A 12,696-nucleotide genomic window follows, 5' to 3' on the forward strand; every position below is an offset into this window, starting at 1 on the left:
GGCATGGACGCGACCTGGGAGATCGAGCCGTCGGGGCCGCTGCGCGGGGACGTCACGGTCCGCGGCGCCAAGAACGCGGTCAGCAAGCACATGGTGGCGGCGATGCTGGCCGACGGCCCGAGCACGATCAGCAACACGCCGGACGTCGGCGAGGTCGGTCTGACCGCCGGCATGCTCGAGCACATCGGCATGACCGTCGAGCGCACCGACGACTCGATCACGATCGTCCCAGGCCCGGTCGCCGAGCCGAGTGTCCCGAAGGCGTTCAGCGGGGTCAACCGGATCCCGATCCTGCTGCTCGGTCCGCTGCTGCACCTGGCCGGCGAGGCGTTCATACCGCAAGTCGGAGGCGATCCGATCGGTCGCCGCCCAGTGGACTTCCACGTCGAGGCGTTGCGCCGCTTCGGAGCCGAGGTGAGCATCGAGTCCGACGGCATCAGGGCCCGGGCGACGTGGCTGGTCGGAACTCGTATCGACCTCCCGTATCCGAGCGTCATGACCACCGAGACCGCACTGCTGGCCGCCGTGCTCGCCAAGGGCCGTACGGTGATCTCCAATGCTGCGACGGAGCCGGAGATCACCGAGCTGGCGCTCTTCCTGCAGCGGATGGGCGCCGGGATCGCCTTCAGCCCGGACCGGCGGATCGTCGTCGACGGAGTCGACAAGCTGCGCGGCGCCCGCACCCGGCTCGGCGGTGACAGGATCGAGGCCTTCTCCTACCTGGTCGCCGGCCTGGTCAGCGGTGGCGAGGTCCGGGTGCACGGATGTCCGCAGGACCGGCTGGTCACCCCGATCACGACGTTGGCCCGGATGGGCGCCAAATTCGACATCACCGACGACTGGATCATGGCCTCGGCACCGGGCGGCCTGCGGCCGGCTGCCGTCCAGACCGACACCCACCCGGGCTTCGCGACCGACTGGCAGACGCCGCTGATGGTGCTCTTCACCCAGGCCGACGGAATGTCGGTCCTGCACGAGACGGTGTACGAGAACCGGCTGGCCTATGTGCCGGCACTGCAGAGCATGGGCGCCGAGATCGAGACCTATGACACCTGTCTCGGCGGACCGGCGTGCCGCTATCACGACACCGGCGCCGTGCATTCGGCGGTGGTCCGCGGTGTCAGCAAGCTGCACGGTGGCGACGTCACCATGCCCGATATCCGGGCCGGATTCTCGGCGGTGCTGGCCGCGGCGGTCGCCGAAGGACCGTCGACGCTGCGCGGCGTCCATCACATCGAACGCGGCTACCACCGGCCGGTCGAGCAGTTCCGGGCACTCGGCCTGACTGTCAACACCCGCTGAGTCCCTGAACCCGATAGGGGCCCTAGACGACCAGGTCTTCCCAGACGAAGGTCGTCGTCGTCCCGGTCCTCCAGTCCCGGCGCAGGATCGCGTACGCCACCGATGCCTTCGGCTCGCCGCCCTCCACCGGCCAGCCCTCCCGGTAGTGGGCCTCCTTGATGAATCCGGCGCGCAACATCACCGTGCGCATCGCGATGTTGTCCTCGCGGGTCTGTCCTTCGAAGCGGGCGACCCCGGGAAACCGGTTGAACACCAGTGCGGTGAGTTCCTTCAGGATCGGCACGCCGAGCCCCTGTCCCCTGAAGCGCTCGTCCAGCCGCAGATCGAAGACCGGATTGCCGCCGCCGGCGAGATCCTCCAGATCGTCCAGGACGGCCAGGCCGACCCGCTGGCCGTCGGCGTCGATCCAGAAGCCGAGATGATCATCGGAGCGGAACCGGCCGCCGGCGACCGATTCCCGCGCCTGGGCGGGCGTGTAGGAGGTCCGGCCGTGGAAGGGAAAGCTGTTCCCGGTCAGGAACGCGACGATCTCGTCGGCGTCGGTACGGGGATCGATCTCGGTGTAGGCGACGTGCACCCGGACAAGGTAGCGCGCGTCTCTCGTTTGGGACGCGTGTAGCGGTCCCGACGTTGTATGACAGGCGCTACAGTGATTCCAGGAGATGCCGGGGATGACTGTCCACGATCGCAAGGGACCCGACCAGATCTCGCCCGAGGACCGGATGGAGGCCGCGGGATACACCATCCTGCCCACGCGATGGGGTGTTGAGATCGAGGGTCTCGAACCATCGGATGCCACGGAGGCTCTGCGACTTCTCCGGGCAGCTCGTCGACTGCAGTCCGAGCGCGGCTCGACAACGGCAGCGAACCTCATCGAGGTGATGGCGGAGGCGGATCTTGATCTCACCCCTCCGGCGGCCATCGAACAGGCAAGAAAGCAGGCCGATCGCCGACGCCGGCTCCTGGCGTCCCCGGTGTACACGAATGAGACGCTCGGCGAGCTGCTTGGTCATTCCCAACCGTCGACGACCCGGACTTGGGTATCCAGGAAGAAGGCCGAAAGGCGACTGTTCACCGTCAAGATCGGCAACCAGGTCATCATCCCGGCGTTTCAGTTGAACGCAGAAGGCAAGCCCCGCGCAGAGCTTGCACCGATCCTCGACGCGCTGCTGGGTGCTGGAGTGGACGGATGGACACTGTGGACGTGGCTCGTCGTCGGAACACCTCTCTTGTCCGGTGGGGTCCCGGTGGACTTGATGTCGACGGAACCGACACGTGTCCGGCGTGCGGCGCAACGGTTCGCGAGCCGGCACAGGCCGGCTGCCTAGGCGGACCCGCCAGATGGACTATCCGTCGCAGGATCTGGTCTGCCCTGATCCGACTCGGTGTCCCGTCATCAAGCCGGCCGAACTCGGTTCTGTGCTGCACGTCGAGCAGATCGCCGAACAGACAGTTCTCTACCGTGTCTACGACGGTGCCTGGGGTTATGACGAGCCGAACCCCGGCTTCGGCGACGCTAGGTTCTCGCCGTTCGACGCCCTGTCGGACGGACGTCGCGTACCCGTGCGGTATGTCGCCCAGACCCCCGCCGGAGCACTCCTCGAGACGATCTTTCATGACGTCCATCAATCGGCTGCCCGGATCATCTACGAGGGCGATCTTCGTCGGCAGTTGCTTGCCCATCTGGCGACACCGGCAAGGCTGAATCTAGTTGATTTGCGCGATGAGGCTCTCGGGGACCTGGGCATCCGACGCGACCAGCTTGTTTCAACGTCTGCCGAGCACTATCCGTGCACCCGCATGATCGCGCAACAGCTTCATGATGCCTATGTCGATCGGGGCGCTGCGCAGGGCTTCGTCTGGGACTCGCGGCAAGCGGAACTCCACGACTCAGAGCCTGCCCTGGCCATGGTGATCTACACCGACAGCTACAACGTCGGTCGCGGCGGGTGGAAGCGGCTCGGACCAGGCAGTCAGGACTTGTTCCAGGGGCCGGGGCGACTACTGGTCGACACAATCGCGAACGCGCTGAAGGCGACCATCGTCTCGCAGTAGTTGGTGGACCGGCCTGCAACGATGCCCACCATTCAGATCCGCACCCGCTGCCGCGATCCGCACCTGGTGCAGCTGGTGCGAGTCGCAGTAGTCGGTGCGGCTGTGGCGCGAGCGCCGGAACTCGTCTTCAGGGCCGGCCGATGATCTTCGGGGTACCGGTTCGGTTGTCCACCGTGATGCAGTGGCCGTCGGGCTCAACCACCAGTGCCAGCAGACCGCTCTGACGGGCCAGCCAGTCGACGGCATCGCAACCGAGGGCGTACGCGGCGGTGGCATCGACATCGGCGCGGGTCAGCGAGTCGGCGATCACCGTCACCGAGGCGATCCCGGTCGGCGGTCTGCCGGTCCGGGCATCGACGATGTGTTCACCGCGGCGACTCGCGCCCGACGTCGCCACTGCCCCGCATGACACCGGGACGACCGCGATGATCTTGGTCGGGTCCCGCGGATCCTCGATCCCGATCCGCCAGGGCGGCGATTGCTCCGTCGCCGTATGGCAGACCATGTCGCCGCCCGCCGACAGGCAGAAGTCGACGTCGTCAAGCTCTGTCAGGAGCTGTGAGACGCGCTCCACCGCCCAGCCCTTGACCACGCCGGTGGGATCCAGCCGCGGACCGTCGTCGGTCGGCAGCATGATCGAGAACGAGCCGCCGCTGCGACGATTCGCCTCCGCGCCGATGCCGAACACCTCGCCGACCTCGGGCGGGCACTGATCGAGGACGATCTCGCCGCGACCCAGCCGGCTGATGATCGAGTCATTCCGGTAGGTGCTGAAGATCCGGTCGATCTCGCGCAGGTCGGCCACTACCTCGGCCCACGCAGCGTCCAGTCCCGCTCGTACACCATCGGTCCTGCGGACGGCGAGGCTGATCGGCATCCCCATGATCATCTCGACCCGTCGGTGCACCGCGACGGTCCCCGGATCGGCCGCTGCCGTCATATCCCCGCCCGGTCCAGGGCCGACTGCAGCGACTCGAGGTAGCCACCGCCGGTGACCGTCGCACCACTGACCATGTCGATCTGGGCGCTCTGGGCGCTGATCGTCTCCTTGATCAGGATCGGCACCGCATAGTCGTTGATCCGGACGTCCATCGGATCCTCCGACGGCACCTGCAGGATCGAGACGCCGGTGATCTTCTTGTGCTTCACGGTGATCTTCACCTGGACCGGTCCGCGTTCGGTCTGCGCGACGTCACCGGTGTAGCTCTTGCTGCCGCCGGTCCCAGTCTTCGGTGGCGACGTGCTCGGGGCGCTGCTCGGCGTCGAAGACGACTGCCCGGACTGGCCGACGGTCGTGCCCGGCGACTGGTCGGTCGTGCTGCCGAGCGCCGACGTCTTGTTGGTCGAGGTGTGATACCCGAACAGCAGCACCACGACGGTCACGGTCGAGGCGATCCAGATCGCGATCTTCTTCATCCGGTCACCACCCGAATGCCTCGGTGTGAATGCGATCGGCGGGTACGCCGGCGGCCGCGACCAGACGCTCGAGACCGGAGGCCCACGGCTGCGGGCCGCAGATGTAGACGTCGCTCTCGACAAGCTCGGGCAACCAATGCCGGAGCACCTGCAGCTCGTCGTGCCCGGCGGCGACCGGACCGAGCACACCGCCCGACCCGCTCCGGGCACCGGGCAGAGCGAGGATCTTCAGGCCGCGCGCGCCGGCCAGGCGGTCGAATTCGGCGGCGAACAACGGTTCGCCGGTGTAGCGGTAGAGCAATGTCGCCTCCCCGGCTGCATACTCCAGGCCCTCGGCCAGGGCACGTAGTGGGGTCACGCCGATGCCGGCTCCCGCCAGCAGGACGGGCCGGACGGTGCGGGCGCGCGGACTGAGCCGGCCGTACGGCCCTTCGAACGCCACCCGGACACCCGGCCGCAGTCCGGCCAGCCGGGCACTGCCGTCGCCGACCGCCCTGGCGGTGATCCGCAGCGATTGTCCGTCCGCAGCGGCCGAGATGGAGAACGGGTTCGCCCTGGTCCAGCCCGCCCCGGAAAGGAACCGGACGATCAGGAACTGCCCGGGCTGCACCGGTAGCCGGTCCAGACGGCGGCCGGACAGGAGCACTGATACGGTGTCCGCGGACTCGGTGATCACGGCTGCCACCCGCAGGTCGAAGCGAACCGACCGCCAGATCGGCAGGATCAAACGCCAGATGATCACCGCCAGTCCGGCCGCGCCCCACAGCGACCACCAGTACAGGGTCGCGCCACGGGATCGCAGGAATTCCTGCCCGGTCCACAGCTGGTGTGGCAGTGCCAGGCCGGCTCCGAGGTAGCCGTACAGATGGATCAGGTGCCAGGACTCGTACCGCAGCCGCCTGCGGGCAGCCTTGATGCTGGTGACCACGACCATGATCAACGCGACCGTTCCGGCCGTGGCCAGCAGCATGCCGCCGTATTCGGTGACCAACTGCCAGGTCGTCGGCAGCACCAGTGACCAGCGGGCCGAGGCATAGCCGCCGACGATGGTCACGATGTGGGCGACCATCAGATAGAACGAGGTGAGGCCGACGATCCGGTGGATCGCGACCAGGCGGTTCCGGCCGAACGCATTCTCCAGCGCCGGCAGCCGGGACATCAGCAGCACCTGGACGAGCAGCAGGTGCGCCGACCACAGTCCGGTCAGCCGACCGATCGACAGCAGACCCGTCGCGGGCCGAGCAAGATCATTGATGCCGCCATCGGCGTCCCACCAGTACGTGATCAGCAACAGCCCGGCCCAGAGCAGCAACCCGGTACCGAGGCGTACGACGGCGTCCGTCCGCGCATGGCGACCGAGTCCACGAGCGTCGCCGACGACCACCAGCGGTGGCTCCGCAGTCGCTGTCGCCATGATCATCATCCAACCCACGCCGGCCGGGTCCGCGACCCGGCGATTCCCCCGACAGATTCATTATCGCCGTGCCCGAAGTCTGACTCCGCCTGCTGGACGTCCGCCGAGCGCAGCTTGTGAGCCTCCTGTGGGAATCCGCGCCGCTATCCGCCGACGCCGTGCCAGGCGGCGGCCGCGCCCGCGTGGCCCACCAGGGTGACCCAGACCAAGCTGCCGATCGCCGAAACGACCGCCAGCACTGTCGCGATCGCAACCAGCACCGGCGGCAGGGTCCATCGACGCCGCACCCACGGCAGGCGCGCGGTGAAGACGGCCAGTGCGCCGACCGCCAACGCGATCAGCCACGGCAGCAGGCCGTCGGCCAGTTCCGCGTGTCGCGCGATCAGCGGCGACGGCGGCAGCTGATGCCGCAACGCGTCGCCGGACGCGGTGGTCAGCGGGTCCAACACGACGGCCAGCAGCGCCAGCGCCGGAGCTCCCCAGTTGATCCACCGCCGGAACTGCGGCCACACGGCGGCGAACAGGACCACGACCGCGGCAACGGGGACAACGACCACCGTCGCATGGACGACCAAGGGGTGGAAGGGCAATCCGAATACAGTGATGAACAGCGGCGCCGGCATGACTGGTCTCCTTCGGGCTGTGTCACGATGGTGCGAAGAAGCGTACTACTACAGAATGTGTAGTAGCTGAGCTCGTCGGTTGGTCGACGGGAGGGTGCAGTGGTTTCAGCACGACGTTCGCCCGGCCGGTTGGAACAGGACGTCCTGGATTGCCTGGCCTCGTCGGAGACCGCGCTGTCCCCTCGCGAGGTCCAGGACCGGCTCGCCGGCGAGTACGCCTATACGACCGTGATGACGGTGCTCTCCCGGCTGCTCGCCAAGGGGATCGTCGTCCGGCATCGGACCGGTAGGGGCTTCAGCTACGAGCTGCCGATCCCGCTCGAGCAGGTGCAGGCATCGGTCCAGGCGCGCCGGATGCGCCAGATCCTCGACAGTGGCGGCGATCGCTCAGGTGTCCTCGCGCGATTCGTGACCGACCTGACGCCGGAGGATGAGCAGGTCCTGCTCCGGTTACTGTCGGATGCCGACCGCGACGACGAGGCGTGATCGGTGCTGCTCGCCCTGGCTGCGATCCCGGTGGTCGCCAGCGTTGTGCTCGGCCTCCTGGCCGATCCCGCAAGCCGACGACTGGCGCCGGCAACTGCGGTACGGCTCCTGGTCGCTGCGGCCGGGACGACCGCACTGGCGACCGTCTTCTGCCTTGCGGTCCTGGCCTTCAACGCGCTGACCGAGAATTTTGCGATCGCCCGGATCGGGCATTGGATCCCCACGGTCGACCCGGATGACGGCACACCGCCGCCGATCGGCGGTGCCGTCCTGTTGCTCTTGATCATCGGCATGCTGGTCGCCGGGATCGTCGGATCCGTCCGGGTGCTGGTGGCCGCGGCACGCGCCCGGCTGGCCTTTCGTGACCTCGCACCGGCCGACGACGGGGTCGCCATCGCCGAAAGCCCGATCGCCGACGCCTTCGCGGTGCCGGCTCTGCTCGGCGCTTCCGGCCGGATCGTGATCACGCGCGGCATGCTGCAGACACTGGATCCGGAGGAGATCCGGTTCCTGGTCGCCCACGAACGCTCCCACCTGGCCAACCATCACCAGTTGCTGGTGCAAGCGGCCCGGCTGGCTGCCGCCACGAACCCGTTGCTGATCCCGGTTGCCCGGCGCGCCCGGATGCTCACCGAGCGTTGGGCCGACGAGGACGCCGCTGCCCGGATCGGGAGTCGCCGGTTCGCCGCCCGCACGGTGGCCAGGCCGCACTGGCGCGGACATCCAGCCTGCGCACGGCGTCCGGATCGTCGGCCACAGTGACCGCAGGCTCCCCCGGTCTGAGCGCCACCACGACCGGCGTGCCGGACCGGGTCCATGCCCTCTCGCGGGCGTATCAGCCTCCGCAGCCTCGCCATGCGTGGCCGTTGGTCACCCTCGGACTGGCCGTCGTCGTCGCGTCGGCATCGATCGCGACGCTCACCCAGGCCAAATTCGAGCGCGCAGCGTCAGACACCGTCACCGTGCACGGCAGGGTGTATTGGGCCGCCGAGCTGGGTGATCATGACGGAGATGATCGCCACCGCTGAACCGGTCAGCCGGCGAGGTTGACGATGTAGAGGATCGCGCTGATGCCGCCGAGCACGATGCCCGCGATCGCGAACACCTTGCCCTTCTTGTTGTTCCGCTTGATGTCGGGCAGTGCACGGACGCTGAGGATGATCGGCAGGGCGGCGATCACGACGATGCCGGAGAACAGGCTGATGCCGAGCACGATCAACGAGGCGACGAAACCGGCGATCGCCAGCCCGGACCACTTGCGCTCGCCGTTGGCGGGCAGACCGTAGGGCGCCACGCCGGGCTGGACGTACGGCACACCCGGCTGTCCGTATGCGGGCGGCTGTCCGTACGCCTGTTGCCCGTCGGGCTGCTGGGCGTAGGACTGTGGGGCGTAGGACTCTTGGGCATACGGCTGCTGCCCGTTCTGCTGGGGTTGGCCATACTGCTGCGGCTGCCCATACTGCTGCGGCTGCCCATACTGCTGCGGCTGCTCGGGCTGGCCGTACTGCGGCGGCTGCCCGTACTGCTCGGGCTGGCCGTACTGCGGCGCCTGCTGCGGATCAGAACCAACTGGCGGTTGGGCCCACGGGCTGGCGCCTTCCGGCTGCGACGCCGGGCTACCGGTCCCGTACGCGTTCGATTCGCTCATTGCTCCCCTATAGGAATGACGTCGGAAAACCCCGACGGTTGAGGGTAGCGGAGAAACGGACCAGAAACGCGTCCGGGTGATCAGGTCCTGGGTCAGGAGCCCCCGAGCGCCTTGATCGCGGCATCGACCGCAGCCTGGGCCTTCTTGTTCTCGGCCTGGTATTCGGCCAGATTCCCGGCCTTCAGCGCATCCTCGGCCGCCTGGAACGCTTTGTCCGCCGCTTCCAACTGGCTGCGGGCTGCCTGCTCGTCCGCCGTCCCGGTCTGGGTGCCCTTGCCGCTGTCGCCCGAGTCACCGGTGCTGGTCGTCGGCGGCGACTCCTCCCCGGTACTGGCTCCGGCATTGCCCTTGAAGACCTGGTCGAGTGCCTCCTGCAAGGTCGTACCGATTCCAACCTCGGCACCGAACTTCACCACCACCGCACGCAGGATCGGGTATTGCCCGCCGCCGCTTCCCTGTTGCTGGGTGTAGATCGGCTGCACATAGATCAACCCGCCACCCAAAGGTAATGTCAACAGGTTGCCATAGGTGACCTTGATCGACGCCTGGGTGAAACTTCGCAGCAGGGTCGCGACATCCTCATTGGTGCGCATCGCGTTCGATGCCTGACCCGGCCCGTCGATCTGGCTCTGGGCAGGAACTCTCAAGATCGTGAACTGCCCGTAGTCCGGACTGGTCGGATCGGAGTTGACCGCCGCATAGGCGGCGATGTTCTGCCGGCCGTTGGGGACGTACACACTGGTCAGACTGAACGACCCGGTGCTCTGACCCGGCATCCGGACCGTCAGGTAATAGGGCGGTTCCTTGGTGTTGTCGTTGGAATCCACCGTCGGGTCATTCGGAATCGCCCACTGATCATTTCCGGCGAACCAGTCACTGGCATTGGTGACGTGATAGGTGGTGAGGATCTGCCGTTGCACCTTGTACAGGTCCTGCGGGTACCGGAAGTGCTTCATCAGGTCGGCGCTGATGTCGGACTTCGGCAGAACCGTGCCGGGGAAGGCCTTCTCCCAGGTCTTCAGCACCGGATCGTTCTCGTCCCAGGCGTACAGCTTGACGCTGCCGTCATAGGCGTCGACGACGGCCTTCACCGAATTGCGCATGTAGTTGATCATGGTGTCCGGCTGGGCACCGATGGTGTTGATCCGGGTCCGGGTGTCGCTGGTCGCGTCCTGCAAGGAGACCCGCTGGCTGTTGGGATAGCTGTCCGACGTCGTGTAACCGTCGACGATCCAGACCACCCGGCCGTCGACGACCGCCGGATAGGCGTCGCGGTCGACGGTCAGCCACGGAGCCACCTTCTCGACCATCTCCTTGGGGTCACGGTCGTAGAGGATCTTCACGTTGTCACCGCGGGTGCGGTTGGAGAGCAGGATGTTGGCGTCGAAGTACTTCAGCGCATAGAGGATCCGGCGCCAGCCGTTGAGCTTGACGCCACCGCTGCCGTTGTAGGTGTTGTACTTCGGCCCGTTCCCGACGCCACCGGTCGGCGTGTCCAACTCCAGCGAGTTGCCGCTGGGCTTGGCCCCGACGATCGAGTAGTCGTTGCCGGAGTCGAACATCTCGCCGTAATAGATCCGCGACTGCTTCTCGTCCAGCGCACCGGTGGGAGGAAGATCGCTTTCGATCCAGTCCGGCTCGCCCTGATCTCCGGCCTTGCTGCCGTACGCCGCCACCAGACCGTAGCCATGGGTGTAGACGGTGTGCAGCAGATTCCAGTTCGGATTCTGGATCCCGCTCATGTTGAGCTCGCGCGCCGCTACCACGGTGTCGGTGTCGGTCGAGCTCCCGTTGAGCTGGTAGCGGTCCACGTCCAGTTCACTCGGGAACTGGTAGTAGCCCTTGACCTGTTGCAACTGCTCGAAGGACTGCACGACCTTGGCCGGGTCCATCAAGCGGATGCTCGGCAGCACCGACGCGTCCTGTTTCAACTGCCCCGCCGTGGCCGTGGTCTTGGCGTTGTAGTTGATCTCCTTGGTGTCGGTCAGGCCGTACGCCGCCCGGGTCGCGTTGATGTTCTGCTGGATGTAGGTGCGTTCCTTGTCCGGCTCGTTCGGGCCTGCGGTGAAGCCCTGGACGATCGCCGGATACACCATGCCGAGGATGATCGCCGACATGATCATCAGCACCAGACCGATGGTCGGCACCACCCAGCGGCGCAGCACGCCGTTGGCGAAGAACAGCACCGCACAGATCACAGCGATCACGGCCAGGATGGTCTGGGCATTCACCGTCGCGTGATCAGTGGTGTAGCGCAGACCGGTGAAGCGCGGCCCATCGTTGATCTCCAGCCCGTAGCGGTCGAACCAGTACTGCACGCCGCGGACCAGCACGGCCAGGCCGACCAGGATCGACAGGTGCGCCTGCGCAGCGGAGGTGCCGCCACGGCGCGGCGCGTTCAGCCGGATCGCGCCCAGCACGTAATGCACGATCGCGGCGGCGATCGCACTCAGGATCAACGTGGTGAAGACGAAGGAGAGGATGTAGCGCAGCCAGGGATAGCCGAACACGAAGAACGAGACGTCGATCCCGAATTTGGGATCCGTGGTACCGAACGGTGTCCGGTTGACCCAGGCGAGATAGGTCTGCGCCTGTCCGGTCGAGATGCCGCCGGCGAACAGGCCGGCGATCACGGCCAGCACCACCATCACGATGGTGAACCGCGATTCCAGCATCATCCGATAGCGCTCGAGCATCGGACTGGTGGCTGCCCCGCCTCGACTGCGCGGCCGCACCCGGTGGGCGATCGCCACGTTGGCCGCGACCACGGCCGCCATGATCAGCCCGAAGGAGACGAACAGGCCGATCCTCACCAGCAGCAGATGGGTGTAGACCGAGGAGTAACCGAGCGAGGCGAACCACAACCGATTCGTCCAGATGGTGGTGTAGATCGCCAGCACGACGATCAGTGCGGCGACGATGATCAGGAACGGCAGGACCGCGCTGCGCCGCCTGCCCAGGCGCAAGGTCGGGGTGCTCACTGCTGCCCCTCCTGGTCGGACGCCGAATCCTCGGGATCGGTCAGCGTCTGGGCCAGCGCCTCGGTCAGCCCGGGCACGAGGTCCGGCGAGCCGAGCAGCTCATCGGGGTCATTGCGCAACCGAGCCACCCCGTGGGTGTTGCCGGCCCGGTCGACTCCCATCACCACCCGCAGCTCGAGGCGTTGCTCGTGCTGGGCGACGTACGCCGCGGCGAGCGCGGGATCATCCGGGATGTCGGCGTCGGCCCCGGACGGCAGGAAGGTGCTCTCCAGGCTCAGCGCGCAGCCGAAGACCGTCTCGGGCCAGAAGATCGTCGAGAGATCGGCCAGCAGGTCCTCACCGGGCCGGAACTGATCTTGCTCGACCGCGGTCAGCGCATCCGGATGCCCGCCCTCGGCACTGCCCCGCAGCCCGAGCTGGGTGGCCAGCTGCGGCTCGGCGGCGAGCATCGAGTCGGTGTTGACCAGCGCGAAGAGCCGCGGCGCTTGGTCCCAGCCGGCCTGACCGATGTGGCGCTCCAGTTCGATCAGTGCGGCGGCCAGGGCGTCGGAGCCGTCCAGGATCTCCTCGCCGCCCTCACTGAGGGCCCGCGGCTGCTGGTCGGATGGTGTCTGATTCTCGCTCATCGTCCTGTTCCGGTGATCCTGCTGCTTCGTTCTGGCTGTCGACGTTCGGGCTGTCGACGTTCTGCCTGTCGGGCAGAGGCTACCCGTGGGAACGAACGAGCCGTCGGATCCGTTACCGGTTGGCGCTGTCCAACCGTCGTTCGAC

General features: G+C 67.1%; 14 protein-coding genes. 6 read left to right on the forward strand and 8 right to left on the reverse strand.

The window, feature by feature from the left end:
* Nucleotides 1-3: 3 nt before the first annotated feature.
* The gene (gene murA, locus IEY07_RS06730; RefSeq protein ID WP_188894365.1) at nucleotides 4-1,302 is read left to right on the forward strand and encodes a UDP-N-acetylglucosamine 1-carboxyvinyltransferase; all 1,299 of its coding nucleotides are present in this window, start codon (nucleotides 4-6) and stop codon (nucleotides 1,300-1,302) included.
* Nucleotides 1,303-1,324: 22 nt separating this feature from the next.
* Here the strand turns inward: murA and IEY07_RS06735 are convergent, their stop codons facing one another.
* Nucleotides 1,325-1,879, reverse strand: a complete 555-nt coding sequence (locus tag IEY07_RS06735) for a GNAT family N-acetyltransferase (RefSeq protein ID WP_229669781.1) — start codon at nucleotides 1,877-1,879, stop codon at nucleotides 1,325-1,327.
* A gap of 145 nt (nucleotides 1,880-2,024) precedes the next feature.
* Between IEY07_RS06735 and IEY07_RS06740 the strand changes: the two genes are divergently transcribed.
* The gene (locus tag IEY07_RS06740) at nucleotides 2,025-2,630 is read left to right on the forward strand and encodes a hypothetical protein (protein ID WP_188894367.1); all 606 of its coding nucleotides are present in this window, start codon (nucleotides 2,025-2,027) and stop codon (nucleotides 2,628-2,630) included.
* Nucleotides 2,578-3,357, forward strand: a complete 780-nt coding sequence (locus tag IEY07_RS06745) for an RES family NAD+ phosphorylase (RefSeq protein ID WP_229669782.1) — start codon at nucleotides 2,578-2,580, stop codon at nucleotides 3,355-3,357. Before IEY07_RS06740 ends, IEY07_RS06745 begins: the two co-directional genes overlap by 53 nt.
* Nucleotides 3,358-3,484: 127 nt before the next feature.
* On the opposite strand, the gene IEY07_RS06750 is transcribed toward IEY07_RS06745, so the two are convergent.
* The 4 genes from IEY07_RS06750 to IEY07_RS06765 all read right to left on the reverse strand — a co-directional run bounded on the left by IEY07_RS06750 (nucleotide 3,485) and on the right by IEY07_RS06765 (nucleotide 6,810).
* Complete coding sequence (locus IEY07_RS06750; RefSeq protein WP_229669783.1) at nucleotides 3,485-4,297, reverse strand: FAD:protein FMN transferase; 813 nt, start codon at nucleotides 4,295-4,297, stop codon at nucleotides 3,485-3,487.
* Nucleotides 4,294-4,773 (reverse strand): FMN-binding protein, encoded by a 480-nt coding sequence (locus IEY07_RS06755; protein ID WP_188894369.1) that lies wholly within the window; start codon nucleotides 4,771-4,773, stop codon nucleotides 4,294-4,296. The genes IEY07_RS06750 and IEY07_RS06755 overlap by 4 nt, the downstream gene beginning before the upstream one ends.
* Nucleotides 4,774-4,777: 4 nt before the next feature.
* Nucleotides 4,778-6,187 carry a ferredoxin reductase family protein gene (locus tag IEY07_RS06760; protein WP_229669784.1) on the reverse strand — a complete coding sequence of 470 codons (1,410 nt, stop codon included), beginning with the start codon at nucleotides 6,185-6,187 and terminating at the stop codon, nucleotides 4,778-4,780.
* A gap of 143 nt (nucleotides 6,188-6,330) precedes the next feature.
* A complete protein-coding gene (locus tag IEY07_RS06765; RefSeq protein ID WP_188894370.1) occupies nucleotides 6,331-6,810 on the reverse strand; it encodes a DUF2231 domain-containing protein in 480 nt (159 codons plus the stop codon).
* A gap of 99 nt (nucleotides 6,811-6,909) precedes the next feature.
* Between IEY07_RS06765 and IEY07_RS06770 the strand changes: the two genes are divergently transcribed.
* From IEY07_RS06770 to IEY07_RS06780, 3 genes are read left to right on the forward strand one after another with little or no spacing between them, the layout of a single operon-like run.
* The gene (locus tag IEY07_RS06770) at nucleotides 6,910-7,296 is read left to right on the forward strand and encodes a BlaI/MecI/CopY family transcriptional regulator (RefSeq protein ID WP_229669785.1); all 387 of its coding nucleotides are present in this window, start codon (nucleotides 6,910-6,912) and stop codon (nucleotides 7,294-7,296) included.
* Between the two features lie 3 nt (nucleotides 7,297-7,299).
* Complete coding sequence (locus tag IEY07_RS06775) at nucleotides 7,300-8,058, forward strand: M48 family metalloprotease (RefSeq protein ID WP_188894371.1); 759 nt, start codon at nucleotides 7,300-7,302, stop codon at nucleotides 8,056-8,058.
* Complete coding sequence (locus IEY07_RS06780; RefSeq protein WP_188894372.1) at nucleotides 8,055-8,324, forward strand: hypothetical protein; 270 nt, start codon at nucleotides 8,055-8,057, stop codon at nucleotides 8,322-8,324. Before IEY07_RS06775 ends, IEY07_RS06780 begins: the two co-directional genes overlap by 4 nt.
* Before the next feature lie 5 nt (nucleotides 8,325-8,329).
* On the opposite strand, the gene IEY07_RS06785 is transcribed toward IEY07_RS06780, so the two are convergent.
* The 3 genes from IEY07_RS06785 to IEY07_RS06795 form a co-directional block, all read right to left on the reverse strand.
* Nucleotides 8,330-8,944, reverse strand: coding sequence for a DUF4190 domain-containing protein (locus IEY07_RS06785; RefSeq protein ID WP_188894373.1), 615 nt, complete (start codon nucleotides 8,942-8,944; stop codon nucleotides 8,330-8,332).
* Nucleotides 8,945-9,036: 92 nt separating this feature from the next.
* Entirely contained in the window at nucleotides 9,037-11,925 is a 2,889-nt protein-coding gene (locus IEY07_RS06790; RefSeq protein WP_188894374.1) for a UPF0182 family membrane protein, read from the reverse strand.
* The gene (locus IEY07_RS06795; RefSeq protein ID WP_188894375.1) at nucleotides 11,922-12,551 is read right to left on the reverse strand and encodes a PPA1309 family protein; all 630 of its coding nucleotides are present in this window, start codon (nucleotides 12,549-12,551) and stop codon (nucleotides 11,922-11,924) included. The genes IEY07_RS06790 and IEY07_RS06795 overlap by 4 nt, the downstream gene beginning before the upstream one ends.
* Nucleotides 12,552-12,696 lie beyond the last annotated feature (145 nt).

The sequence above is a fragment of the Microlunatus endophyticus genome (genome assembly GCF_014646195.1).
In the GTDB taxonomy this organism is placed as follows: Bacteria; Actinomycetota; Actinomycetes; order Propionibacteriales; family Propionibacteriaceae; genus Microlunatus; species Microlunatus endophyticus.